General features: G+C 57.4%; 19 protein-coding genes and 2 tRNA genes. 10 read left to right on the top strand and 11 right to left on the bottom strand.

The features are described 5' to 3' along the window. Positions 1-514: 514 nt before the first annotated feature. The 7 genes from nadA to radD form a co-directional block, all read right to left on the bottom strand. On the bottom strand, positions 515-1,543 hold the full coding sequence (gene nadA, locus AC4EYZ_RS17560) for a quinolinate synthase NadA (protein WP_027958657.1): 1,029 nt from the start codon (positions 1,541-1,543) through the stop codon (positions 515-517). Between the two features lie 267 nt (positions 1,544-1,810). Continuing rightward, positions 1,811-1,886 (bottom strand) — tRNA-Lys (locus AC4EYZ_RS17555). A gap of 100 nt (positions 1,887-1,986) precedes the next feature. Continuing rightward, positions 1,987-2,062: transfer RNA gene (locus tag AC4EYZ_RS17550), tRNA-Lys, on the bottom strand. Between the two features lie 182 nt (positions 2,063-2,244). Further along, a complete protein-coding gene (gene rluB, locus AC4EYZ_RS17545; RefSeq protein ID WP_474191320.1) occupies positions 2,245-3,120 on the bottom strand; it encodes a 23S rRNA pseudouridine(2605) synthase RluB in 876 nt (291 codons plus the stop codon). Then, a complete protein-coding gene (scpB, locus tag AC4EYZ_RS17540; RefSeq protein WP_009287432.1) occupies positions 3,107-3,958 on the bottom strand; it encodes an SMC-Scp complex subunit ScpB in 852 nt (283 codons plus the stop codon). Before scpB ends, rluB begins: the two co-directional genes overlap by 14 nt. Beyond that, a complete protein-coding gene (locus AC4EYZ_RS17535; protein ID WP_141440699.1) occupies positions 3,955-4,905 on the bottom strand; it encodes a segregation and condensation protein A in 951 nt (316 codons plus the stop codon). The genes scpB and AC4EYZ_RS17535 overlap by 4 nt, the downstream gene beginning before the upstream one ends. A gap of 100 nt (positions 4,906-5,005) precedes the next feature. Further along, complete coding sequence (gene radD / locus AC4EYZ_RS17530; protein ID WP_490203935.1) at positions 5,006-6,796, bottom strand: DNA repair helicase RadD; 1,791 nt, start codon at positions 6,794-6,796, stop codon at positions 5,006-5,008. A 115-nt stretch (positions 6,797-6,911) separates the two neighbouring features. Here radD and AC4EYZ_RS17525 point away from each other — a divergent pair, with 115 nt between their 5' ends. Then, positions 6,912-7,151: a hypothetical protein gene (locus AC4EYZ_RS17525; RefSeq protein ID WP_027958654.1), complete on the top strand. Its 240-nt coding sequence runs from the start codon at positions 6,912-6,914 to the stop codon at positions 7,149-7,151. Positions 7,152-7,249: 98 nt separating this feature from the next. Here AC4EYZ_RS17525 and purL read toward each other — a convergent pair whose 3' ends face one another. Next, positions 7,250-11,200, bottom strand: coding sequence for a phosphoribosylformylglycinamidine synthase (purL, locus tag AC4EYZ_RS17520; RefSeq protein WP_474192206.1), 3,951 nt, complete (start codon positions 11,198-11,200; stop codon positions 7,250-7,252). 208 nt (positions 11,201-11,408) lie between these two features. On the opposite strand from purL, the gene mltF reads away from it, so the two are divergent. Further along, entirely contained in the window at positions 11,409-12,872 is a 1,464-nt protein-coding gene (mltF, locus tag AC4EYZ_RS17515) for a membrane-bound lytic murein transglycosylase MltF (protein ID WP_009287436.1), read from the top strand. A 10-nt stretch (positions 12,873-12,882) separates the two neighbouring features. Here the strand turns inward: mltF and tadA are convergent, their stop codons facing one another. Next, positions 12,883-13,353 carry a tRNA adenosine(34) deaminase TadA gene (gene tadA / locus AC4EYZ_RS17510; protein WP_027958651.1) on the bottom strand — a complete coding sequence of 157 codons (471 nt, stop codon included), beginning with the start codon at positions 13,351-13,353 and terminating at the stop codon, positions 12,883-12,885. A 113-nt stretch (positions 13,354-13,466) separates the two neighbouring features. Between tadA and AC4EYZ_RS17505 the strand changes: the two genes are divergently transcribed. Next, positions 13,467-14,285 (top strand): acyl-CoA thioesterase, encoded by an 819-nt coding sequence (locus AC4EYZ_RS17505; protein ID WP_027958650.1) that lies wholly within the window; start codon positions 13,467-13,469, stop codon positions 14,283-14,285. A 71-nt stretch (positions 14,286-14,356) separates the two neighbouring features. Here AC4EYZ_RS17505 and AC4EYZ_RS17500 read toward each other — a convergent pair whose 3' ends face one another. After that, complete coding sequence (locus AC4EYZ_RS17500) at positions 14,357-15,628, bottom strand: malic enzyme-like NAD(P)-binding protein (protein ID WP_027958649.1); 1,272 nt, start codon at positions 15,626-15,628, stop codon at positions 14,357-14,359. A gap of 356 nt (positions 15,629-15,984) precedes the next feature. Continuing rightward, positions 15,985-16,200 carry a 50S ribosomal protein L31 gene (gene rpmE / locus AC4EYZ_RS17495; RefSeq protein ID WP_081742600.1) on the bottom strand — a complete coding sequence of 72 codons (216 nt, stop codon included), beginning with the start codon at positions 16,198-16,200 and terminating at the stop codon, positions 15,985-15,987. Between the two features lie 268 nt (positions 16,201-16,468). On the opposite strand from rpmE, the gene AC4EYZ_RS17490 reads away from it, so the two are divergent. From AC4EYZ_RS17490 to ubiE, 7 genes are all read left to right on the top strand, one after another. Further along, positions 16,469-18,667 carry a primosomal protein N' gene (locus tag AC4EYZ_RS17490; protein WP_161463222.1) on the top strand — a complete coding sequence of 733 codons (2,199 nt, stop codon included), beginning with the start codon at positions 16,469-16,471 and terminating at the stop codon, positions 18,665-18,667. A 134-nt stretch (positions 18,668-18,801) separates the two neighbouring features. Continuing rightward, entirely contained in the window at positions 18,802-20,487 is a 1,686-nt protein-coding gene (argS, locus tag AC4EYZ_RS17485) for an arginine--tRNA ligase (protein WP_009287439.1), read from the top strand. Between the two features lie 3 nt (positions 20,488-20,490). Next, positions 20,491-21,225 carry an SPOR domain-containing protein gene (locus AC4EYZ_RS17480; RefSeq protein ID WP_474192406.1) on the top strand — a complete coding sequence of 245 codons (735 nt, stop codon included), beginning with the start codon at positions 20,491-20,493 and terminating at the stop codon, positions 21,223-21,225. Positions 21,226-21,363: 138 nt separating this feature from the next. Beyond that, complete coding sequence (hslV, locus tag AC4EYZ_RS17475) at positions 21,364-21,897, top strand: ATP-dependent protease subunit HslV (RefSeq protein WP_039859441.1); 534 nt, start codon at positions 21,364-21,366, stop codon at positions 21,895-21,897. A 51-nt stretch (positions 21,898-21,948) separates the two neighbouring features. Further along, positions 21,949-23,271 carry an ATP-dependent protease ATPase subunit HslU gene (gene hslU, locus AC4EYZ_RS17470; RefSeq protein WP_009287441.1) on the top strand — a complete coding sequence of 441 codons (1,323 nt, stop codon included), beginning with the start codon at positions 21,949-21,951 and terminating at the stop codon, positions 23,269-23,271. A 112-nt stretch (positions 23,272-23,383) separates the two neighbouring features. Continuing rightward, positions 23,384-23,767, top strand: coding sequence for a gamma-butyrobetaine hydroxylase family protein (locus tag AC4EYZ_RS17465; protein ID WP_027958645.1), 384 nt, complete (start codon positions 23,384-23,386; stop codon positions 23,765-23,767). Positions 23,768-23,916: 149 nt separating this feature from the next. Further along, a complete protein-coding gene (gene ubiE / locus AC4EYZ_RS17460; RefSeq protein WP_009287442.1) occupies positions 23,917-24,672 on the top strand; it encodes a bifunctional demethylmenaquinone methyltransferase/2-methoxy-6-polyprenyl-1,4-benzoquinol methylase UbiE in 756 nt (251 codons plus the stop codon). Positions 24,673-24,715 lie beyond the last annotated feature (43 nt).

Genomic DNA, 24,715 nt, shown 5'->3' with positions numbered 1-24,715 from the left:
CGAGATTGCTTCACTTCGTTCGCAATGACACACCACATGTCATTGCTAGGAGCGCAGCGACGCGGCAATTTCAACCTGCGGTGGCAGTACCCCCGAGATTGCTTCACTTCGTTCGCAATGACACACCACATGTCATTGCGAGGAGCGCAGCGACGCGGCAATTTCAACCTGCGGTGGCAGTACCCCCGAGATTGCTTCACTTCGTTCGCAATGACACACCACATGTCATTGCGAGGAGCGCAGCGACGCGGCAATTTCAACCTGCGGTGGCAGTACCCCCGAGATTGCTTCACTTCGTTCGCAATGACACACCACATGTCATTGCGAGGAGCGCAGCGACGCGGCAATCTCAGCCAGCGGTGGCAGTACCCCCGAGATTGCTTCACTTCGTTCGCAATGACACACCACATGTCATTGCGAGGAGCGCAGCGACGCGGCAATCTTAACCAGCGGTGGCAGTCACCCCGAGATTGCTTCACTTTGTTCGCAATGACATTCGGTTAATCTTTTCTCGCTAAGCATTGAAGTTAAGCATGCGCTCAAGGGGCTTTAAAGCCTGCAGACGCAGCGCTTCATCCACCTGAATTTCTCCACTTCCCTCACGCAACGCACCGGCTAGATTATCCAGCGCGTTCATGGCCATCCAGGGGCAGTGTGCACAGCTACGACAAGTGGCGCCGTTGCCTGCCGTCGGCGCTTCAAACAGCGTTTTATCCGGCACTGCCTGCTGCATCTTGAAGAAGATGCCACGATCAGTTGCCACGATCAGCTTATCGTTGGGCAGCTCTTTCGCGGCCTTGATCAACTGCGAGGTGGAGCCTGCCACGTCCGCCAGCTTCACTACTGGCTCAGGCGATTCGGGATGCACCAGTACCGCGGCATCTGGATAGATGCGCTTCAGATCTTCAACGCCCTTGGCCTTAAACTCTTCATGGACGATACAGGCGCCGTCCCACATCAGCATATCGGCGCCGGTTTTGTTTTGGATATAGCCGCCCAAATGCTTATCGGGCGCCCAGAGAATTTTCTCGCCTTTGGCCTGCAGGTGCTCAATCACCTCGACTGCAATCGACGAAGTCACCACCCAGTCTGCCCGCGCCTTAACGGCTGCAGAGGTGTTGGCATACACCACTACGGTGCGGTCAGGATGGGCATCACAGAAGGCGCTGAACTCATCGGCGGGGCAGCCAATATCCAGCGAGCAGGTGGCTTCCAAGGTGGGCATCAGCACGCGTTTTTCAGGCGAAAGGATCTTGGCGGTTTCGCCCATAAAGCGGACACCGGCGACGACCAGCGTGGTGGCTTCGTGGCGAGCACCAAAGCGTGCCATCTCCAGCGAGTCAGCGACACAGCCACCGGTCTCTTCCGCCAGTTGCTGAATGGCATCATCGGTGTAGTAGTGTGCGACCAAAACGGCGTTATGGGCCTTCAACAGTCGTTTGATCTCTTCAACCCGTGCCTGATCTTCCGCCGGAATGCGGGTCGGGCAGTAGGCTGTGGGTAGCGGGGCCTCAAGCTTCGCTTGAGTAGTCATAATAGTCATTGTGTCTACCACTGTGACGAACAGGGAATCCCCCTGTTAAACACTGGGCTACGGCGCAGTGCGTCTTGCACATGCACCGCTCGTTGGAGCGATGAGCCGCTGCGTCTCTCGCGATGGCCATCGCTTAAAATCTATTCTAGACAGATTTATTCTAAACCATTTTGGCGGGAAATAGCGTTTGACTGCAAACAGATTGTCACACATAGAGTTCTTTCTAGACACATAGCAAAACGCCCCTGGCAGCTAAACTGCCAGGGGCGTTGAATTTGGTGGGTCGTGCAGGATTCGAACCTGCGACCAATTGATTAAAAGTCAACTGCTCTACCAACTGAGCTAACGACCCAAACTTGCTGTGCTGATCACTTTCCAGCGTTACTACACATACTTTAAACGTTCACCACTGCATTCAAACTGACTTTATTCAAACTGATCAGTCGTTTGAATGGTGGGTCGTGCAGGATTCGAACCTGCGACCAATTGATTAAAAGTCAACTGCTCTACCAACTGAGCTAACGACCCGCCTGAACGGATGCATATCCTACGCTTACACCTTATTGATAGCAAGCGTTTTTTCGCTTTCACTCTACAATAATGAACCATTTGCGTGCCCGCTGGCGTCACTCAATGCTGACAGGCACGCTTATCAGCCTAACCGCTAACGGCTGACCACCAAGAGGTTCAACGGGCTCTGCAAGCCGCGCTTAGCGAGCCTTGCTTTTCGGTTTGCGCAGTGCCTGTACCGGCTTACGCTTGTGCTTATCGCGGTTCCAGCGATTCTTCTCATCCGGTGTCAACGCGGGCACTTTACGTGTTTCCAAGTTAGCCAGCGTGGCCAAGTCATCCACCTCATCCTGGGTAAGTTCGACCCATTCGCCGGCTTTCGCCCGCTTATCGAGGAAGATATTGCCGTAGCGCACGCGTTTAAGACGACTAACCGTCAGCGCCTGGGATTCCCAAAGACGACGCACTTCACGGTTGCGCCCTTCGAGAATCACCACGTGGAACCAGGTGTTGATGCCTTCGCCACCAAACTCCTGAACATCGGTAAAGCGCGCCGGGCCATCTTCAAGCATGACCCCATCGACCATGGCCAGGATATGCTCGCGCTTCACTTCACCCATCACGCGAACCGCGTACTCGCGCTCCACCTGGGTAGAGGGGTGCATCAAACGGTTGGCCAGCTCACCGTCGGTAGTGAACAGCAGCAAACCACTGGTGTTGATATCCAGGCGACCGATCGCAATCCAACGTTCGCCTTTCAGGCGCGGCAAGCGGTCAAACACCGTGCGGCGACCTTCTGGATCCTTACGGGTGCATAGCTCGCCTTCCGGCTTGTTATACATAATCACTCGGCGTGGCACTTCTTCTTCTGGGCGCAATGCCACCGGACGGTCATCAAAACTGACTTTATCCCGCGCTTCAACGCGGTCGCCCAGCTTAACCACCTGGCTATTCACTTTAACACGGCCGGCGGAAATCGCCGTTTCCATCTCACGACGCGAGCCAAGGCCTGCACGGGCCAAGACTTTTTGCAGCTTTTCGCTGGTGGGGGGCGTGGTGTTATTACTCTGACTCATGGTCGTCTGACCTCACATCGGTAGTCTCCGTGCTTTCGCGCTCATCTTGTTGGCGCTTGGCACGTGCCGCGAGCCGAGCCTGTAGGTCGGCAAAACTCAGCGGCTGGGTTAACGCCGTCTCGGCGTGCGTGTCGGCTATCTCAGCCGAGGTTATCTGTTCTTTCTGAGGTGGCGCATCCTGCACCGTTTTGATCGTTTCGTCCAGTGCTTCATGGTCTGTACCGGGGCCATTTTCTTCCTGAATGTCAGTATCCATCGTCATCCCCGGTTCTTCAGATATCTCGTTTTCATCCCAGCTTGCCAGGGTGTGCATGGGCGGCAATGCATCGAGGGTTTTTAACCCAAAATCGTCTAAAAAGCTGCGTGTGGTGGCATATACCGCTGGTCGGCCAGGCACATCACGATGACCGACCACCCGAATCCAGCCGCGCTCAGCCAAGGTGCGCATAATGGAACTACTCACGCTGACACCGCGCACTTCCTCAATGTCCCCACGAGTAACCGGCTGCCGATAGGCAATTAATGCCAGTGTCTCCAGCAGCGCCCGCGAGTAGCGCTGGGGGCGTTCATCCCATAACCGCGACACCCACTGGGAAAGCCGCGGACGAATGCGCAGTTGGTAGCCTGAGACCGTTTCCAGGAGCTCCAGTGCACCGCCAGAATGTCGCTGCTGCAAACGTTCCAGGACGTCACGAAGCTCTTTGCGCGGGGGGCATTCGCCCTCAAGAAAGAGTGTCTCCAACCGCTCAAGGGGCAAGGGTTCGCCAGCGGCCAGCAGTGCGGCCTCAACAATATCATCTAAAACAATGTCATCTAACGCGGTGACGGTGTTACTCATGGCGTCTCCTCGTCAGGTTCAAAAGCGGACTCGCCATAGGCATCATCTTCTATCTCGCCCTCATCAAAAGCGCTCTCCTCGCCGTCAGCAAGGGCAGCGCGTCGCGCGCGCACGTGAATTGGCGACAGCGGCGCATTTTGGACAATTTCAATCATGGCTTCTTTGGCCAGCTCAAGAATCGCCATAAACGTGACCACCACGCCTGCGCGCCCCTCCTCTAAAGTAAATAGCGCTTCAAAGGGGGTATAGCGCTGATGGGCGTCGTCGTAACTTAGCTGCTCCATGATCTTGAGCATGCGCTCGCGGGTAGAGAGAACCTCGCGGCTGATCTGGTGGGCCTGCACCAGCTCGGCACGCTTGAGGATATCGGAGAGCGCGCTGAGCAATTCATCCAATTCCACCTCGGGGTGAATCACACGGGATTCCAGTGGCGGTAAGCCCGCCTGCACGCTGAACCAGTCACGCCCCATACGCGGTAATGTGTCCAGCGTCTCTGCTGCCTCTTTAAGGCGTTCGTACTCTTGCAGACGGCGGATAAGCTCAGCGCGGGGATCCTCCTCGTCATCGCCCTCAGCCTTCGGCGGGCGGGGCAACAAGGTGCGCGACTTGATCTCAGCCAGCATAGCGGCCATCAACAGGTATTCCCCCGCCAGCTCGATCTCCATGGCCTTCATCAGCTCCACGTACTCGATGTACTGGTGGGTGATGGTCGCCACGTTGATGGTCAGAATATCCAGGTTTTGGCGGCGAATCAGATAGAGCAGCAGATCCAGCGGGCCTTCAAAGGCCTCTAAAAAGACACGCAGTGCTTCCGGGGGAATATACAAATCCTCCGGCATTTGCGTAATCGGCTCATTAAACAGACGCCCAAGCGAAGCTGCCACTGGCTCGGTGGGTTCGGAATCAGGGCTTGCTAAATCAACAGTAACGCTTGGCGTCTCGCTCACGCGGGTCGGCTCTCTTGGAAAATGGAAATCGGCACAAGCGAACAGTTTAGCAAAGTCGTCAGCATTCGCGTTGCTCTATTAGAGAGTAAGCACAAGCGTACTACCCCGCCTCCACCGCTTTGCGGTAGCGGCCAGTATAGTCAAACAGCTTGTCACGGATTTGGAAATGGCGCCCCACTTTGCGGCCTACGACAAAATCCGGGTGGCGTAGGCGGCGCTGTTCGGCGACGACGTCCTCGGCGCTTAGCGGCTGCCATTTACCTCCCGGTGCGCGCAGATGGTAGCGCAGAAAGGCGGCATAAAAAGCGCGCCGTTGAGCGGGGGTTTCCAGCGCGTACCACTCGGAAAGATGGGTGCCATCTTCGTCATGATAGGTGACTTTTAAGCGCGGCAGGCCACGGCCGTTAGTGGTCGCTTCCAGCTGCATACCGCTTACCCGCAATACCTTGGCGTCTTTCAGCTTTAGGGCGTCCTTGAGTTTATCATCCGCGTCCACCAGTAGTTTTTCGCAGCCGCGGCAGCGGCGGGCGGCAATATCATTCTCGGCGCCACACTCCTCGCAAACTTTAAAACGAAACCGAAACTCACACTGGCGCCGCTTTCCTTCATCATCTTCAATTAGCCCCTGACAGCGACGGCCAAAGTGCTCAATCACTAAATCACCGTCGCGCTTACCCCAGTAAAGATTGGCATGACCGCAGTCGGGGCACTCTACCTGAACCGGTTCGCTGTCACTATCCGGCTTCGGCTCACCCACTTCCGGTGCGTAGATATCCCAGGGGTTCCCGGCGTAATCCAGAATCAGGCAGTCGCTCTTGCCCGGCGACAAGCGCAGCCCTCTGCCCACCATTTGCTGATAAAGACTCACCGACTCAGTGGGCCGCAAAATGGCGATCAAATCCACGTGGGGAGCATCGAAACCAGTGGTCAACACCGCCACGTTCACCAGGTATTTCAACTCCCGCGCTTTAAAGGCATCGATCAGCGCAGTGCGCTCTTTAGACGGAGTTGCGCCTGTGATTAACGCGGCATCTGCCCGGGGTAAATAACCGATAATTTCTTCAGCGTGGGCCACGGTGGCGGCAAAAACCATCACCCCCTGGCGATCAACCGCGCGCTCGACGATTTGCGCGATAATCCCCGGCGTCGCCCGGCTGCCCGCCACTACGCGATTAAGCTCCTCCTCCTGGAACAGACCGCTTGAAGAGGGTTTGAGTGCGGAGAAGTCATAGCCCTCAATCGCCATATCCAGGCGCTTGGGCGCAGCCAGATAGCCCTGCTTCACCATCAGACGCAGCGGCTGCTCGAAGACGCAGTCACGAAAAAAACTCTCTTCACTGCCCCGCACCATGCCGTGATGGTGGCGGTAATAAATAAACCCCTGCCCCAAACGGTACGGCGTCGCGGTGAGGCCGAGTATTTTAAGCTGTGGATTGTGCTGGCGCAGGTGCTCAATCACCTGACGATAGCTAGCGTCTTCGTTGAGTGATACACGATGGCTCTCGTCGATGACCAGCAAGGTAAAATTAGCGTCGTTAAAACTCTCCAGGTTACGCACCACCGACTGCACCGAGCCAAATACCACTTGGCGACTCGCCTCTTTGCGCTTTAAACCGGCGCTAAAAATATCCGCCTCAAGCCCATAAGCCTGGTACTTGGCATGGTTCTGCTCCACCAGCTCACGCACATGGGCCAGCACCAGCACCCGCCCACGGGCCAAACGCGCTAGCTCAGCGATCACCAGGGATTTACCACTGCCCGTGGGCAGCACCACCAGCGCAGGCTCGCTTGAGGCTCGGAAATGGCTCACCACGCGCTTGACCGCTTCCTGCTGATAAGGGCGAAGCTGGGGCGTTGGTGAGTTGGCTAGTGAGGAGCTAGGTATCGACAAATTAATTAGCCCGCTATTGAACCATTACGACTTTAGTCGCATCGTAGTAGTGATGGTTTAAATAATCCCAGAAATCGCAACGTTTATCAGCGAGAAGATACTAGTGAGGTGAGCAATGACAACCAACCATTTCAGCCCTGAGTGCCCGGAATGCAGCAGTCGTTTAAAACGCCTTCCCGCCACGCGGCGTGGTAAAGCCCATGTGTTCTGCATGGATTGCGGACATGATTTTGGGCGCTTCGAATACCTCGTTGAGCGCTACCGGTTAGAGCTTGAAACGCTGGAGGCCAAACTAGGATTGCCGCCCGAAGGAGCTGATAAAACACCGGCTAGCGCTCCCGAGCGGCACTCTTAATAACTGTTGTCACGACTCGCGTAACTGTTAACGGCGGAAAAAAATCCGCCGTTAACATGGGCGCTATGCCCAACGCACTATCTGGAGCATTACTGGAATCAGTTGAGCCAAACCCGAGCGTTGCGGAATAGTCGCAGCCAGGCGCCATCTTCAGTCCACTCTGCCGGGCGCCAGGAGTTGGTAACCGCCCGAGCAACGCGCTCAGGGTGGGGCATCATAATGGTCACCCGGCCATCCGGCGTGGTCAGACCGGTAATGCCCGCCGGTGAGCCGTTGGGATTTGCCGGGTAGCGCGTGGTCGCCTGGCCGTAGTTATCGATATAGCGCAGAGCAATTTGGTTGCTCGACTGCATGCTGCGCAGATGAGCGCTGTCGCGGAACTCCGCCTGCCCTTCACCATGAGCAACGGCGATGGGCAGTTTTGAGCCCTCCATACCGGCGAGCAGAATCGAGGGGCTTTTCTCGACTCGCACCATGGAAACGCGGGCCTCAAATTGCTCGGACTCATTGCGCACAAAGGTCGGCCAGTTTTCAGCGCCAGGAATTAGCGATTTCAACTGCGAGAGCATTTGGCAACCGTTACATACGCCCAGCGAGAAACTATCGTCGCGGGCGAAGAACGCCGCAAACTGCTCCTGGGCGCGCTCATTAAACAGCACCGACTTGGCCCAGCCACCGCCAGCACCAAGCACGTCGCCGTAGGAGAAGCCACCGCAGGCCACAAGCCCTTTGAACTCTTCCAGCGAAACACGCCCCGCCAGGATGTCGCTCATATGCACATCCACCGCCTCAAACCCGGCCTTATCGAAAGCCCAGGCCATTTCTACCTGGCCATTGACGCCCTGTTCACGCAGCACCGCCATGGCAGGCTTAGCTGTGTTGACATAAGGCGCGCTGATATCTTCATTAATATCAAAGGTGGGCGTGGCAGATAGCCCCGGGTCGCGGCCATCGAGCAGATTGTCGTATTCGTTCTTGGCGCATTCGGGGTTGTCGCGCAGCGCCTGCATACGGTAACTGGTTTCTGTCCAGGTACGCTGGGTAAGCTGACGAGTGGTTTCCAACAAAGGCTCTTCAAACAGCGTGACGCGCACCTGGTCATCGTAACGCGGGCGGGCGATGACGCCACAGGTTTCGATACCCGCCACGGCAAACTGCGCCAGCACTTCTTCAGTGTGTTCACGATTGACCTGAATCACGGCACCCAGCTCTTCCGAGAACAGCGCGTTCAACGCCTCCACTGGCTCGTCGATCATCCAGTCGAGCTTGATCTCAAGCCCGGCGTGGGCAGCAAAGGCCATTTCCAGCAGCGTGACCAGCAGGCCACCATCGCTACGATCGTGATACGCCAGCAGCTTGCCGTCGCGGTTCAGGCCTTGAATGACTTCGAAGAACGCTTTGATATCTTCCGGGTCGTCCACATCGGGGCAGTCATTGCCCACCTGGCCATACACCTGCGCCAAAGCGGAGCCGCCCAACCGATTCTGACCGTTGCCCAGGTCGACCAAAATCAAATCCGACTCGTCTTGATCCAGATTGATCTGCGGCGTGAGCGTCGCCAGGCCGTTGGTCACCGGAGCAAAACCGGTCACCACTAGCGAAAGGGGCGACGTCACGCTCTTCTCTTCGTATTCGCCCTGCTCGTTCTCATCCTGCCAAGCGGTACGCATCGACATCGAATCTTTGCCCACCGGAATCGCAATGCCCAGCGCCGGACACATTTCCATACCTACCGCATAAACCGCATCGTAAAGCGCCTGATTTTCACCTGGGTGATCCGCCGCGCTCATCCAGTTAGCGGAGAGCTTGATATCGCTCAGTTTGGCAATCGGTGCTGCCGCCAAATTGGTAATCGCTTCGGCCACCGCTAAGCGAGCGCTAGCAGCAGGGTTGATCAAGGCTACCGGGGGACGTTCCCCCATGGCCATGGCTTCACCGGTGTGGGTATCAAAGCTTGCCGTGGTCACCGCTACATCGGCTACCGGCACTTGCCAGGGGCCGACCATTTGGTCGCGAGCCACCTGGCCGGTGATCGAGCGGTCACCAATGGTGATCAGGAAGCTTTTGGAGGCCACGGTAGGTAAGCGCAGTACGCGATCAAGTGCTTCGCGCAGGTCAAGATTATCCAGCATCATGCCGGAGAGCTCCGGATTGCGACGCTCAAATTCGCGCTGCATCTTGGGTGCTTTGCCGAATAGCACGCTCATCGGTAGGTCAACCGGCTTACTCTCAAAATGGCCGTCGCGCACTTCAAGATGGTGCTCTTCCAAGGCTTCGCCGACTACCGCATAGGGGCAGCGCTCGCGCTTGCACAGGGCATCAAATGTATCCAAATCCTCTGGTGCAACCGCAAGCACGTAACGCTCCTGGGCCTCATTACACCAAATCTCCAGCGGGCTCATACCCGGCTCGGCGTTGGGCACCGCGCGCAGATCAAAACGACCACCACGGTTGCCATCTTTTACTAGCTCGGGCAACGCATTGGAGAGCCCACCCGCGCCAACATCGTGGATAAAGCGAATCGGGTTGTGATCCCCCAGCGCCCAGCAGCGGTCGATCACCTCTTGAGCACGGCGCTCAATCTCAGGGTTTTCACGCTGCACCGAAGCGAAATCCAAATCGGCACTGGAAGTGCCGGAGGCCATGCTGGAGGCTGCACCGCCGCCCAGGCCAATCAACATCGCCGGGCCACCCATCACAATCAGCTTGCCGCCGACAGGGATATCACCCTTCTGAACATGGTGGGCACGGATATTGCCATAACCACCGGCGAGCATAATCGGCTTATGGAAACCGCGCCGCTCGATGCCGCCGTCGTTAAGTGACTCCTGCTCGTAGGTGCGGAAATAGCCGGTTAGATTGGGGCGGCCAAATTCATTGTTGAACGCGGCGCCCCCAATGGGGCCCTCGAGCATAATATTGAGCGCCGACTCCATACGCCCTGGCTTGCCGTAATCAAAGGCTTCCCAGGGCTGTACGAATTCTGGAATGCGCAGGTTGGAAACCGTAAAACCTGAAAGACCCGCTTTGGGCTTGCCCCCAATGCCGGTAGCACCTTCGTCACGGATTTCTCCACCGGAGCCGGTCGCCGCGCCTGGGAAAGGGGCAATCGCTGTGGGGTGGTTATGGGTCTCTACCTTCATCAGGATATGAATGGGTTCCTGATGAGTGGCGTAGAGTGCGCGCTCGTCGTCAACGCCTGTCAGCGGCGTGGCAAAGAAGCGCCCAGCCTGACTGCCCTTGATCACAGCGGCATTGTCGCTGTAAGCCGAGAGAACATTGTCCGGCGACGACGCAAAGGTATTCTTGATCATCTTAAACAGCGAGTGGCTCTGCAGCTCGCCGTCGATCATCCAATCGGCGTTGAAGATTTTGTGACGGCAGTGCTCAGAGTTGGCCTGAGCAAACATCATCAGCTCAACGTCGCTGGGGTTACGCCCCAACTCATTGAAAGCATCGACAAGGTAGTCGATTTCATCTTCTGCCAGCGCCAGCCCCAGCGCCTGGTTGGCCGTTGCCAACGCATCCCGGCCACCCTCAAGAATATCCACACTGCCCAGCGGTGCCGGGTCGTGTTGAGCAAACAGCTTAGCGGCGTCCGAGGCATCGGCTAGCACGGTTTCGGTCATACGGTCGTGTAGCAGTGCCGCCAGCGCGCTCAAACTCTCTTCGTCCGGCATCGCGGTGAAGCTGACCCGGTAATCGATGCCGCGCTCGATGCGGCTAATTTGGCGCAAGCCGCAGTTGTGGGCGATATCAGTCGCCTTGGATGACCAGGGCGACTGGGTGCCTAGGCGCGGCACCACCAAAAAGCGCTGGGCGCGCTCAGGAACCTCTACGCTCGAGTGAGTACCGTAATCAAGTAACTGCACCAAACGCTCGCGGGCAGCGTCATCCAGTTCCTCGCGGCGCTCATGGGAGTGAACATCGATAAAATGAACATAGTGGGCAGACAGCGCTTCCACCTCGGGAACACGTTCACGCAGCACCGTTAACAGCCGAGCATGACGGAAGGCAGAAAGGGCGGGCGCGCCTCGCAGTTCGAGCATATCCTGAAGCCTCTAGAGCAGGGAAATTCGAGCAGGGAAATCACCGGGCCGCTAGGCGGCCGTGCTTTTATGGTGCCGGAAAACACAGATAATGTGGTACCGGAAAACGCCTATGATACTGGAAACCAGCCGTCACACGAAATCAACAAGGTGACAGCCTGCCCCTGGCTGGGTATCGTGGCAGCTTGTTTCATGCCGACAAGACGCCATGCTGACGTTGATTTGCCGACATTTTGTAGCCCGTGCCAGCGCTTATTATGCGCTAATAGCGATTACGCTTCTGACTCTGGTGCCCACCCTCTCCCTGGTTCCTCCCGGCGAGCATCTGACTCAGATCACTGCAAAAGATTTTATTACCGTTCACACCCGTAATACACCCACCACTTATTACCAAGGTCGCCAGGGCCCTACCGGCTTTGAGTACGAGCTAATGCACCGCTTTGCCGACTATCTAGGGGTGAGTCTTAACCTTAACGCCCGCCATCACCCTGAAAGCGTGCTGCCGGCGGTACGTGAGAGCGGCGACCTGGGCGCGGCAGCGCTACCCCTGCTGCCTAACCCCTCTGGTGTTTACTACACCCGTCCGATTATCAAGATGCAGCCGCTAGTGGTATACCGGCGCGGGCTTAATGGTATTAGTGAACCAAGCGACCTTGTCGGCCTGGAGCTTGGTACGCTTAGCGAAGCGGGTACCAGCGAAGCACTGCGCGATCTCCAGAAACGCCACCCCACCCTAAGCTGGAAAGAGTCCCATGAGTTGGAGGTCGCCGAACTGCTGGCCCGGGTTGAAAACGGCACCCTGGACGCAGCGGTTATTTTTGAGCATCAGTTCCGCTTGAACCGGCTGTTTTTCCCCAACGTTGAGCGTGGCTTTATCCTCGGCGACCCGCTCTCCATGGCATGGGCAGTGCCCAGCGGTCGCGGTTTGGGGTTACTCGAAGCCGCTAATCGCTTCCTCCAAGACCTGCAGGAGAGCGGCACGCTAGATCAGCTAGTCAGCCGCTACTTCGGTCATGACGACTACTTGGAGTATGTCGGTACCCGCACCTTTCTTGACCATCTGGATGCACGCCTGCCCCGCTATACTGAATTATTCCAGCAATCCGCCCAGGAAACAGGTTTTGATTGGAAGCTACTCGCGGCCGTGGGCTACCAGGAGTCGCACTGGGATCCAGATGCGGTCTCGCCGACCGGGGTGCGTGGTTTAATGATGCTAACCAACCCCACTGCCAGCGAGATGGGCATCAGCGACCGCACCGACCCGGCCCAAAGCATTGATGGCGGTGCCCGTTATTTGCGCAGCATCAAAGACCGCCTACCGGAAAGCATTACCGGTGATGACCGGCTTTTTATGGCCATGGCTGCCTATAATGTGGGGCTAGGGCATTTATACGACGCCCGTAAGATTGCCGAGATGCGAGGCGGTGACCCCGACAGCTGGACGGATGTACGCGCCGCACTGCCCCTACTACAGCAGCGTGAATGGCACAGCCAAACGCGGCATGGCTACGCCCGTGGTGGCGAGCCAGTAATATACGTACGCAATATCCGTCGCTACTACGAAATGATTGAGTATGTTGAACGTAGCCGCCAGCAGTTTTTCCAACTAGAACAAACGTCAGTCAACGATGATCCACTGCTATTGTTCGAACTTGTGCCGCCGCTTGATTAACACTTCTTAACTATTTCTGGCTAAGTTGATCGCGTCGCGCGGTGAAAAAACGCTTCAGTAATTTTTGCGAGGGTGCTGCTAATACACCGCCAGTCACCGCGACCTGATGGTTGAACCACGGCTGCGCCAGTAGGTTAGCCTTTGATTCAACCATGCCAGCCCGAGGCTCAGCAGCACCGTAAACCAAACGGGCTAGGCGAGCATGTATCATCGCCCCTGCGCACATCATGCACGGCTCTAAGGTGACAAACAGCGTGCAGCCCTCAAGCCGATAGTTCCCCTGCTGCTGCCCCGCCTCGCGCAGCGCACGAACTTCCGCATGGCCGCTGGGGTCGCAACTGGCTACCGGGGCGTTGCAGCCAACGCCTATGACCTCCCCCTGCGCATCGACGACAACCGCCCCTACGGGCACCTCACCTGCCGCAGCGGCCAAGTGTGCTTGGTCAAGCGCCCGGTGCATGTAAAATTCATCGCTGCGCATAAACGTAAACTCCGCTAAGGTAGCTAAACGATCGTATGAAAGGGTTGTCCCCCGTCGTAGCAACTCACTTTCATCGACAGCATTCGATTGAGACAGCCGCAAGGATACCGAGAATGACAGACGCGCTGAACAAACTGGTAGCGTTACTGGAGCTAGAAACGCTGGAAGAGACGCTATATCGTGGCCAGAGTCAGGATCTAGGCTTTCCTCAGCTCTATGGTGGTCAGGTACTCGGCCAAGCGCTTGCAGCCGCTGCGCGCACAGTGCCCATTGAGCGCCGCCCGCACTCTCAGCATGGCTACTTTCTGCGTCCTGGTGACCCACATCGCCCCGTTGTCTACCAAGTGGATACCATTCGCGATGGCGGCAGCTTCACGACCCGTCGTGTCACTGCCATTCAAAAAGGCCGGCCAATATTCTTCTGCAGCGCCTCCTTTCAAAGCGCTGAGGCGAGCTTTAGCCATCAGCGCACCATGCCGGATGTGCCGACACCCGAAGCGTTAATCGAGAACGGCGAGGCCAAGCATGACCGCTTTCCCGGTCACCCGATTGAGTTTGTGCATCTACCCGGCAACCCCGACAACGGTACACCTGCTGGCCAATGCTTATGGTTTCGTCTTTCCGGCACGCTGCCAGACGACCCGGCGTTGCACCGCCACTTGCTCTCTTACGCCTCTGACTTCAATCTGCTGACCACCAGCCTGATTCCCCATGGCATTGAGTACCGAGACCCCAAGCTACGCATCGCCAGCCTTGACCATGCCCTGTGGCTCCACCAGGACACCCGCCTGGACGATTGGCTGCTATACGTCATCGACTCACCCTGGGCAGGCGGCGCCCGCGGGCTGGCGCGGGGGCATATTTACAGCCGCGATGGCCGCCTAGTGGCCTCCACCGCTCAGGAAGGGCTTACGCGCTATACTCAAAGCTAAATAAATAATCTCTCAAAACATTTACGCCCGCTAAGCAGCGGGCGTAAATCGACTAACCAGGGCGCAGTGCCTTAGCCGCCATAAACATCATTAATTGACTGCAGCGGGTAGTGCGCCGGGAAAGGCTTACGGGCGACACCAGAATCAACCGCGGCTTGCGCCACCGCCGAGGAAACCCGCGCCAGCAAGCGAATATCGACCGGCGTGGGGATGATGTACTCGCGGCCAAAACTCATCTCGGTGCGCTCGTAGGCGTCCAGCACTTCCTGAGGAACCGGCTCGCGGGCCAGGTCTTTCAAGGCATGCACCGCGGCCAGCTTCATCTCTTCATTAATGCGCGTGGCGCGAACATCCAAAGCACCGCGGAAGATAAACGGGAAGCCCAGCACGTTATTGACCTGGTTCGGGAAGTCCGAACGGCCGGTCGCCATGATCACATCCGGGCGCACCTCCCGGGCAACGTCAGGATGGATCTCCGGATCCGGGTTGGTACAGGCAAAAATCACCGGATCTGGCGCCATTTTCTTCACCTGATCAGCAGACAGCAGCCCCGGGCCTGACAGGCCGATAAAGACGTCAGCATTGTCGATGGCATCATCCAAGGTGCGCATCTCGGTATCACGGGCGAATTCAGCCTTATATTCGTTGATACCTTCGCGATCAGTATGAATAACGCCACGCCGATCCAGCATTACCAAGTTCTCTTTACTTGCACCACAGGAGACCAGCAGCCGCATGCAGGCAATCGCCGCCGCCCCTGCGCCCATGCAAACGATCTTGACGTTCTCAATTTTTTTGCCAGCGATATCCAAGGCATTAAGCATACCGGCCGCTGTCACAATTGCGGTGCCGTGCTGGTCATCGTGGAAAACCGGAATGCTGCAGCGCTCAACCAGTGCTTTCTCAATTTCAAAACATTCCGGCGCCTTGATGTCTTCAAGGTTAATGCCGCCCCAGGTGTCGGCAATGCGCGCGACGGTATCGATAAACGCCTGCGGGCTTTCCGCATCCACTTCGATATCCACCGAATTGATGCCTGCAAAGCACTTAAACAGCACGCCCTTGCCTTCCATCACTGGCTTGCTCGCCAGCGGGCCCAGATTACCCAACCCCAGAATAGCGCTGCCATCGGTAATCACGGCGACCAGATTGCCCTTGCCGGTATAGCGGTAAGAATTTTCCGCATCCCTGGCGATTTCAAGTACTGGCTCAGCCACGCCTGGGCTATACGCCAATGCCAAATCCCGTGCTGTCGCGGTGGGTTTGGTCAACTCCACCGAAAGCTTACCGGGAATCGGTTTCGCGTGATAATCCAAAGCAGCCTGCTTATTTGCATCCGTCATGGTCAGAGTCCAGTTAACATAAAGTAGATAAGTCGTTTCAGAATATAGAAAAAACCATAGCGCCTCAAGCGCGCTGTCAACTTACGACAAAACGCTCGTTTAACTGAATTTTATCTTCACATTCGTCACTTTTAGCCACTATTTGCAGAAACTTATGCAAACAGGCTTTACTCATAATGCTTTACTTATCGCTGCACAACAGCATTTATGGAAAATTTTTCCACACAAAACTCATGCAGCAAGCATATCCAGCTCACAAAAAACCCACGCCGAGGCGTGGGTTTTGCGCGAGCATAGCCTTATAGGAATAGCCTGATATGAACAGGCATGCTGGCGATATGGCTATCCGACTGGGATTAGCCGCGCTTAACAGCAGCGCCGAAACGCTTGTTGAAACGCTCTACGCGGCCACCAGTGGTCGCTTGCTTCTGCTTACCAGTGTAGAACGGGTGGCAGTTAGAGCACACATCCAAGGAGAAGTCCTGACCAGAGGTCGTACCTACTTGGAAAGTGGCGCCGCAAGAACAGCTGGCGGTGACCGTGTTGTAATTCGGGTGAATACCTTGTCTCATTTCGAGCCTCACTAAGCTATATGCCGCCACCTGATCTCGTGCCAGGTACCGCATACGGGTTTGGAAAAAACGACTAACCGGTTAGCCGCTCTGTCGTTACGATAGGTCTTTACAAATAGATCGATAAAGATCGTTGGGATTCAGAGCGGTCGCATATTCTAGCAAAACTAACGCCGGAGGCCAATTGGCTGACTCTTTTTCTTCGCAGGCATACTTTCAAGGACAGTCCCAAAGGCCGTCTCAAAGATCTTCCCAAGCACTCGATCAGGTGCTCAAGGTAGCGCTGCCTTCGCCGCTGCGCCGCCTGTTCGACTACCTGCCTTCCAGGGAAGCGCCCCCCTGCGGCTGGCAGCCGGGGCTACGAGTGCGGGTGCCCTTTGGGCGTCGCGAAGTCGTCGGTGTGGTCGTCGAATTAGCCGACCACAGCGACCTTCCGCGCAGCCAACTGCGTAGCATCAGCGAAGCGCTGGATGATGCCCCGTTGCCGGCGGATTGGTTATGGCTATGCCGTTTTGCCGCCCGTTATTATCAGCACAGCCTAGGCGACACTCTGCACCACGCCATGCCTGCGCGGCTACGCCAGGGGCACCCCATGGCTGGGCGCACCCAGACCCTTTGGCTTGCCCAAGGCGAAAGCGCAGAAGAAATACTCAGCCGAGCGCCCAAGCAAGCCGAGCTGTATGCGCTGCTGCGCCAACACCCTCATGGGTTGCCTGGCCGTGCGGTTAGCGCCCACGGCTTTGCCCGCGACCAGCTATTAGCGCTGGAGAAGAAAGGCCTCGCATCCAGCCAGGAACACATCCTCACTGCCCCAACGCCACCCAGCGGCAACTTACTGGCAACACCGGCCCTGCCGCTTAACCGTGAACAGGCGACGGCGCTGGCCACACTGCATGAAAAACTCGATGGCTATCACCCCTGCTTACTCGAGGGTGTCACCGGCAGCGGCAAAACAGAAGTCTACCTGCAGCTTATTGAAGCCGTCGCCGCCAAGGGCAAGCAGTCGCTGGTACTGGTACCGGAAATTGGCTTAACCCCACAGACACTCGCCCGCTTTAGAAGCCGCTTCCGGGTGCCCGTGGTGGCGCTGCACTCAGGCCTCACCGACCCCGAACGGCTAGATGTGTGGGAAGCCGCCGCCAGCGGCCGGGCGCTCATTATCATCGGCACCCGCTCGGCGATTTTCACCCCGCTGGCCAACCCCGGCGCGATTATTGTCGATGAAGAGCACGACGGCTCCTACAAACAGCACGACGGTTTGCGCTACCACGCCCGCGATTTAGCCGTGGCCCGGGCCCACTACCATAAAATCCCGCTACTGATGGGCAGTGCCACACCCTCCCTGGAGAGTCTGCACCAGGCGCTTAGCGGCGCTTACCGCCACCTACGCCTGACCCAGCGCCCCAGCCAGCACCCGCCAGCCAAGCTGGAGCTGATTGATCTACGCCACCAACGCCGCCAGGGCGGCCTGTTACCCGGTGCCATCAAAGCGATTAAAAGCACCTTGAGCGCTGGCAAGCAGGTGCTGATTTTTATCAACCGGCGCGGCTTTGCACCAACACTTGCCTGCCACGCCTGCGGCTGGATGGCAGAGTGTGGCCAGTGCGACGCACGCATGACGCTACACCGCCAGCCTCCCCTACTGGCTTGCCACCACTGCGATAGCCGCCGCGCCCTACCGGACGCTTGCCCCGAGTGTGGCAGCGGCGATCTGCGCGCCTTGGGTAGTGGTACAGAACGCACTGAAGAAACGCTGCAAACGCTGTTCCCGAAAACCACTATCCACCGCATCGATCGCGACAGTACTAGGCGCAGGGACAGTTTTGAACAGGTACTCAAAGAGATTCAGCGCGGCGAACCCTGCGTGTTGGTCGGTACTCAAATGCTCGCCAAAGGGCACCACCTACCCCACGTCACACTTGTCGTGGTCGTCAATGCCGACGGCGGCCTCTACGCCGCCGATTTTCGCGCTCTGGAGCACAGCGCCCAACTACTTGAACAGGTAGCGGGCCGTGCCGGTCGCGCCGCCCACCCAGGCCGAGTACTGGTGCAAACCCTACACCCCGACGACCCTCACTTAGGTCAATTGGCTGAACATGGCTACGGGGCCCTCGCGCGCAATATGCTGGAAGAAAGGCGCATTTCCCAGCTGCCCCCGTTCTGTTTTATGGCGCTGCTACGCATCGAAAGCCCCAAAGAGGAGGCCGCTTTGGCCATGGCGCAGCAGGCCGCCCAAGCCCTGCGCCAATGGTTAAAAGAGAGCGGCGTAGCCACCCGCTGCCTGGGACCTGTGCCCGCACCGATGGAAAGACGCCAGAACCGCTACCATTTACACGTTATGCTGGCAGCCGATAAACGCAGCCAACTACACCTGGCCGTTAGCTGGCTAGTGCAGTGGCTTGAAGCCAATCGAGAGGCCCGCAAGGTACGCTGGTCGATTGATATCGACCCACAAACCCTCGCTTAGCGCTTATCTCTTGGCACTTGTTTAGCAACACGCCTTTGAAACTGCGGCTCAATTGCCGATAATAGCCGCTTTGCCGACGCACCTTTACTGCTGCGCGTTAGCACACGCCGCCACAGACGTAACCGGATACCCACATGAAAGATACGATAGTTTCTCTGCTCGAAGGCGCGATCACCGCGCTCAAGCACCAAGGCGTGCTGCCAAACGACCTTCAGCCCACCATCAAAGTGGATCCTACCAAAGACAAGGCCCACGGCGATTACGCCACCAACTTGGCGCTGATGTTAGCCAAGCCGGCAGGCAAAAATCCGCGTGAATTAGCCAACGCGCTGGTTGCAGCGCTACCCGAAAGCGACGCTATCCAAAAAACCGAGATTGCGGGCCCCGGCTTTATCAACTTTTTCGCCGCCGCCGATGCCGCAGCGCAAATCGTTGCCCAGGTACTCGACTGCGGCGACACCTTTGGCCGCAGCATGGTCGGCAAAGGCGAGAAAGTGCAGGTCGAGTTCGTTTCCGCCAACCCCACCGGCCCGCTGCACGTAGGTCACGGTCGGGGCGCAGCGATTGGCGACTGCCTATGCCGCCTTCTCGAAGCCACCGGTTTTGATGTCACCCGCGAGTTCTACTACAACGACGCTGGCGCCCAGATCGCCAACTTGGCGCGTTCGGTACAAGCGCGGGTGAAAGGCTTAGGCCCTGACGACGATAGCTGGCCCGAAGACGGCTATCGCGGCGAGTATATCGTCGATGTGGCCAACGACTACCTGGCAGGCAAAACGGTCAGTGCCGATGACCGTGAAGTCACCGCCAAAAAAGACCCTGACGATTTAGATGCGATTCAAGAGTTTGCCGTGGCGTGGCTGCGTCGCGAACAGGACCTGGATCTAAAAGCCTTCGGCGTGGAGTTTGACGTCTATTTCCTAGAGTCCTCACTCTATGAAGATGGCAAGGTGGACGCCACTGTTGAAAAACTGGTGAGCGCAGGCCACACCTATGAAGAAGATGGTGCCATGTGGCTACGCACCACCGACTTCGGTGATGACAAAGACCGCGTAATGCGCAAACGCGAGGGTGGCTACACCTACTTCCTGCCTGATGTGGCCTACCACCTGGACAAGTGGCAGCGCGGTTTCAAAACCGTGATCAACGAGCAGGGTGCCGACCACCACTCCACCGTCACCCGCGTACGCGCCGGTTTACAGGCACTGGAAGTAGGCATTCCCAAAGGCTGGCCCGACTACGTGCTCCACCAGATGGTCATGGTTACCCGCTCAGGCGTCGAGGTAAAACTCTCCAAGCGCGCCGGCAGCTATGTCACTGTGCGCGACTTGATCGACGAAGTGGGCCGCGACGCCACGCGCTTCTTCCTCGCCGCCCGCCGCGCCGACTCGCAGCTCACCTTTGATATCGACCTGGCCCGCTCCCAGTCGAATGACAACCCGGTCTACTACATCCAGTACGCCCACGCCCGGGTCTGCAGCATGCTGCGCAAAGCCCAGGATGCCGACCAGCCGTTTGATCACGCCTTGGCACTGGCCAACCTAGCGCTGCTGGACAGCGACCAGGAGAAAGCCGTACTTAACCGGCTAGCGCGCTTCCCTGAAGTAGTGGAAACCGCCGCCAGAAACCGCGAGCCACAGCAGGTTGCCCAGTATTTGCTCGACCTTTCCGGCGATTTCCACACCTGCTACAACGCCGTCAAAGTAATGGTCGAAGACGACACCCTGCGCAATACGCGCCTGGCACTAGGCCTCGCCACCCGTCAAGTGCTGCGCAACGGGCTTGACTTAATGGGGGTTAGCGCCCCAGAGGAGATGTAAGCAATGGCTAGCCCGCGCAAAAAGCCCGCCCCCCGCCGCGGAGCCACATCGCAGCGCAAGTCCAAACGCAGCTCAGGCGGCGGCTTCCGCCTACCCGGCTGGCTGTGGGGCCTTGCCGGTATGGCGGCGGGCTTCTTTTTGGCTCAGCACCAGCACGGCACCGCCCCCTGGCAAGAGCAGAACGAAGTGCCTCAAGCCACGGTACTGCCCAAGCCCTCGGGTAGCGAAGAGCGCGCCGCCGCTCGGGAAACCGAGGAAGCCGCTGAACCGTCGATGCCGACGTTTGAATTTTATACCCTGCTGCCGGAAACCGAGGTCATTGCCCCCGGCGTCTCTCTGCCTTCAAGCGTTGTGCGCCCGGAGGCTCCCGAACCGACAGCCGATAGTGCTGCGGCCTCTGGCACTGCAGGCGACGACCCCATCGCCCAGGTGATTGCCGCCAACACCCGACCTGAAGATCAGGTATCGGCGGCTCAGGAGAATGAAGCGGCCACCAATACCCCGGGGCGCTATATGCTTCAGGCGGCCTCGTTTCGTGAAGCCAGCGACGCCGAACAGCTGCGTGGCCGACTGCGCAATTTAAGCCTGCTGGCGGAAATCAGCGAAGTAAAGGCGGATGGCAATACCTGGCACCGGGTACAAGTGGGGCCTTACGAGGACACCCGTGAGTTGAACCGGGCCCAGGATTTAATGAACACCCAAGGTATCGAGCCCCTGCTTATCCAACTGCAAAACTAATAATCCCTCCTGGATTACCCTGCGGGCGGTTGATTTTTTATCAGCCGCCCGCATTTTGTTGTGAACGCTTAAACAATGGTCGCTTATTGAGTGGCCTGCCAGTCATCGGGAGCTCGCCTCCCCCAAGGAGTTATCTCCATGACCACTATTGTCTCCGTCCGTCGTGGTAATCAGGTCGCCCTCGCTGGCGACGGCCAAGTATCGCTGGGCAATACCGTAATGAAAGGTAACGCCAGCAAAGTACGCCGCCTCTACCGCGGTAAGGTACTGGCCGGGTTTGCGGGTGGCACGGCAGATGCGTTCACGCTGTTTGAGCGCTTTGAAGCGCAGTTGGAAAAGTACCAAGGCCATTTGACCAAGGCAGCGGTTGAGCTTGCCAAAGATTGGCGCACTGACCGGGCACTGCGCCGCCTGGAAGCGCTGCTCGCCGTTGCGGACCACAGCGCCTCGCTGATCATTACCGGTAACGGTGATGTAGTCGAACCCGAGCGCGGCATTATTGCCATTGGCTCTGGCGGCAACTTCGCCCAAGCCAGCGCCCGGGCGCTACTGGAAAATACCGAGCTGTCGGCGCGTGAAATCACCGAGAAGTCGCTTTCGATCGCTGGTGATATCTGTGTATTCACCAACCACCACGTGACCCTCGAAGAGCTGTCGACTGACGATCGCTAATCAACTCACGCGATCCCCAAGCGCCGCTCACTGCACACTAAGGTTACTTATATGACTCAGATGACACCCCGCGAAATTGTTCACGCTCTAGACCAGTACATTATTGGCCAGCAGGATGCCAAACGCGCCGTGGCAATTGCTTTGCGTAACCGCTGGCGCCGTATGCAGCTCGATGACGACCTGCGCCCAGAAGTCACTCCTAAAAATATTTTGATGATCGGCCCCACCGGTGTGGGTAAAACCGAGATTGCCCGCCGCCTGGCCAAACTGGCTAAAGCGCCGTTTATTAAAGTCGAGGCGACCAAGTTTACTGAAGTTGGTTATGTAGGCCGTGATGTAGAGTCGATTATCCGCGACTTAATGGAAGCGGCGATCAAGATGGTGCGCGAACAGGCCAAAGAAGAAGTTAGCCACCGCGCCGAAGATGCTGCAGAAGACCGCGTGCTAGACGCCCTTCTGCCGCCGCCCCGTGGCCAGGAAGACAAGCCGCGGGAAGACAGCGGCACCCGCCAGACCTTCCGCAAGAAGCTTCGCGAAGGGCAGTTGGACGATAAAGAGATCGATATCGAAATCTCTTCCCAGGGCCAAGGCATCGATATCATGACGCCACCAGGTATGGAAGAGATGACCAGCCAGCTGCAGAGCATGTTCTCCAACATGGGCCAGCAGAAGCGTGAAAACCGCCGCGTAACAGTCAAAGAGGCGCTGGTACTGCTGCGCGATGAAGAAGCGGGCAAGCTGGTCAACGAGGAAGAGATCAAATCCCGCGCGGTCTACTCGGTCGAGCAACACGGCATCGTATTCCTGGATGAGATCGATAAAGTCGCCAAGGGTAGCGGCCAGTCCAGCGGTGGCGAAGTCTCCCGTGAGGGCGTCCAACGAGATCTGCTGCCGCTGATAGAGGGTTCCACCGTCTCGACCAAGTACGGCATGGTTAAAACCGATCACATCCTGTTTATCGCCTCCGGTGCTTTCCACCTGTCGCGCCCATCGGATCTGATCCCTGAACTACAGGGCCGCTTGCCGATCCGGGTTGAGCTTGACGCGCTAACGCCCAACGACTTTAAGCGCATTCTCACCGAGCCCTCCGCCTCGCTGACCAAGCAGTACCAAGCGCTGCTGGCCACCGAAGGGCTGGACGTAGAGTTTACTCCCGACGGTATCGAGCGCATCGCTCAGATCTCCTGGCAGGTCAACGAAGGCACTGAAAATATCGGCGCCCGCCGCCTACACACAGTGATGGAGCGGCTATTGGAAGAAGCCTCTTTCCGAGGCGGCGATATGGAGAGCCCGCTGGTAATTGACGGCGACTATGTCAATGCTCAGCTTGGCGAACTGGCGGTCGACGAAGACCTGTCGCGGTATATTTTGTAAGCTGCGTCTGCTGTTATTATCTGCATTGGTACCGTCAGCAACAGCAAGCCCGCTCTTTGCGGGCTTGCTGCTATGTTCATAAGCCATGGACACTTAGCGATGAGGTTTCATCATGAATGCGCCCACCCCCACTAGGGTTCACTACCATAAACAGGCCCGCGAGCTGGAGCTTGGCTACGCCAATGGGGAGAGTTTTCACCTCCCGGTTGAGTTTTTACGCGTCTATTCGCCTTCCGCCGAAGTGCGTGGCCACGGCGGCGACACCGCGGTACTGCAAGTGGGTAAAAAAGATGTCGGCCTGCAAAATATTACTCAGGCGGGCAACTATGCACTGAAACTGCACTTCGATGATGGCCATGACAGCGGGCTATTTAGCTGGAACTACCTGTATGACCTCGCGACCCACCAAGAAGCCTACTGGAACAACTACTTGCAGCGTTTAAAAGAGGCCGGTGCCTCGCGAGAGCCCGCCAGCATTCAATTCAAGCAACTGTGACTACCTAACTCATATCCTATACAAGAAGCCAGGCAGACAAGCCAGGGTGGACAAGGCTACAATGGCGTTAACTTTTAATCGCGTCGATCTCAGGGTCAAAAGACCTAAGGTCGATTTGCCATCGCCTCGAATTCGGGAGCTACTGCCCAATGAGCCCCACAGAAAAACGCACCACTGACTTTGGTTTTCAGGAAGTCCCAGTTGATGAAAAAGCTTCACGAGTGGCCGATGTTTTCCACTCCGTGGCTGCCCGCTACGATGTGATGAACGACCTGATGTCCATGGGCATCCACCGAGTCTGGAAGCGTCTTACCATTGAACGCGCAGGGGTGCGGCCTGGTCACCACGTGCTGGATATCGCGGGCGGCACAGGGGATTTAACGCTTAAGTTCTCCCGTTTGGTTGGCCCCCGGGGCAAAGTCGTACTTGCCGACATCAACGCCTCCATGCTCAAAGTGGGCCGCGACAAACTGATGGATAACGGTGTAGGCGGCAACGTCGAGTATGTTCAAGCCAATGCCGAAAGTCTGCCGTTTCCCGACAACAGCTTCGACTGCATCACCATTGCCTTTGGCCTACGTAACGTCACCGACAAAGACGCCGCGCTGCGCTCCATGGCCCGTGTGCTCAAGCCCGGTGGCCGTCTTTTGGTGCTGGAGTTCTCCAAACCCAACAACCCGCTGCTCTCCAAGGCCTACGATGAGTACTCTTTTCGCCTGCTGCCCAAAATGGGTGAACTGGTGGCGGGGGACGGCGACAGCTACCGCTACCTGGCGGAGTCGATTCGCATGCACCCAGATCAGGAAACGCTTAAAGCCATGATGGAAGAGGCGGGGCTTGAGCGGGTTGAGTACACCAACCTGACCGGTGGTATCGTTGCGCTGCACCGCGGCATTAAGTTATGACATTTCAAAGCAGTGCGACATTGCAAAACAGCATGACGTCCAA

The organism is Vreelandella sp. 162(4c), assembly GCF_058152265.1.
The sequence above is the reverse complement of the archived record's forward strand: the minus strand, read 5'-3'. Positions and strand labels throughout refer to the sequence as shown.

Bases quoted from the DNA above. Each gene is read 5' to 3' on its own strand.
- nadA (WP_027958657.1), bottom strand. From the start codon at position 1,543: ATGACTATTATGACTACTCAAGCGAAGCTTGAGGCCCCGCTACCCACA.
- rluB (WP_474191320.1), bottom strand. From the start codon at position 3,120: ATGAGTCAGAGTAATAACACCACGCCCCCCACCAGCGAAAAGCTGCAA.
- scpB (WP_009287432.1), bottom strand. From the start codon at position 3,958: ATGAGTAACACCGTCACCGCGTTAGATGACATTGTTTTAGATGATATT.
- AC4EYZ_RS17525 (WP_027958654.1), top strand. From the start codon at position 6,912: ATGACAACCAACCATTTCAGCCCTGAGTGCCCGGAATGCAGCAGTCGT.
- purL (WP_474192206.1), bottom strand. From the start codon at position 11,200: ATGCTCGAACTGCGAGGCGCGCCCGCCCTTTCTGCCTTCCGTCATGCT.
- mltF (WP_009287436.1), top strand. From the start codon at position 11,409: ATGCTGACGTTGATTTGCCGACATTTTGTAGCCCGTGCCAGCGCTTAT.
- tadA (WP_027958651.1), bottom strand. From the start codon at position 13,353: ATGCGCAGCGATGAATTTTACATGCACCGGGCGCTTGACCAAGCACAC.
- AC4EYZ_RS17505 (WP_027958650.1), top strand. From the start codon at position 13,467: ATGACAGACGCGCTGAACAAACTGGTAGCGTTACTGGAGCTAGAAACG.
- AC4EYZ_RS17500 (WP_027958649.1), bottom strand. From the start codon at position 15,628: ATGACGGATGCAAATAAGCAGGCTGCTTTGGATTATCACGCGAAACCG.
- rpmE (WP_081742600.1), bottom strand. From the start codon at position 16,200: ATGAGACAAGGTATTCACCCGAATTACAACACGGTCACCGCCAGCTGT.
- argS (WP_009287439.1), top strand. From the start codon at position 18,802: ATGAAAGATACGATAGTTTCTCTGCTCGAAGGCGCGATCACCGCGCTC.
- AC4EYZ_RS17480 (WP_474192406.1), top strand. From the start codon at position 20,491: ATGGCTAGCCCGCGCAAAAAGCCCGCCCCCCGCCGCGGAGCCACATCG.
- hslV (WP_039859441.1), top strand. From the start codon at position 21,364: ATGACCACTATTGTCTCCGTCCGTCGTGGTAATCAGGTCGCCCTCGCT.
- hslU (WP_009287441.1), top strand. From the start codon at position 21,949: ATGACTCAGATGACACCCCGCGAAATTGTTCACGCTCTAGACCAGTAC.
- AC4EYZ_RS17465 (WP_027958645.1), top strand. From the start codon at position 23,384: ATGAATGCGCCCACCCCCACTAGGGTTCACTACCATAAACAGGCCCGC.
- ubiE (WP_009287442.1), top strand. From the start codon at position 23,917: ATGAGCCCCACAGAAAAACGCACCACTGACTTTGGTTTTCAGGAAGTC.